The sequence below is a fragment of the Pseudomonas sp. PME37.24/025 genome (assembly GCF_055556615.1).
Genome location: NZ_JBVHNK010000148.1, coordinates 1 through 276, shown reverse-complemented (window position 1 = coordinate 276; position 276 = coordinate 1). Strand labels below are relative to the sequence as shown.

Annotated in this window: 1 protein-coding gene; it reads left to right on the top strand. The window is 72.1% G+C overall.

All coding sequences use genetic code 11. From position 1 onward, the window contains the following. Positions 1-276: MFS transporter (locus tag ACZ3HH_RS29870; RefSeq protein ID WP_465810169.1), on the top strand; the 276-nt coding region annotated here is incomplete at both ends.

The window sequence follows — 276 nt, the reverse complement described above, 5'->3', positions numbered from 1 at the left end:
AAGCGCGCCAAGCAGTTCGGCCTGATGGGCGCGGCCTTCGGCGTCGGCTTCGTGCTCGGCCCCGCGCTCGGCGGGGTGCTCGGCACCATCGATCCGCGCCTGCCGTTCTGGGCGGCCGCCGCCTTCTCCCTCGCCAATGCGCTGTACGGGTGGCTCGTGCTGCCCGAATCGCTGCCGCCCGAGAAGCGCAGCGCGTTCCGCTGGAAGGGCGCCAACCCGATCGGCTCCTTGCAGCTGATGCGCACGCATCCGACGCTTTTCGGGCTCGCGGGCGTG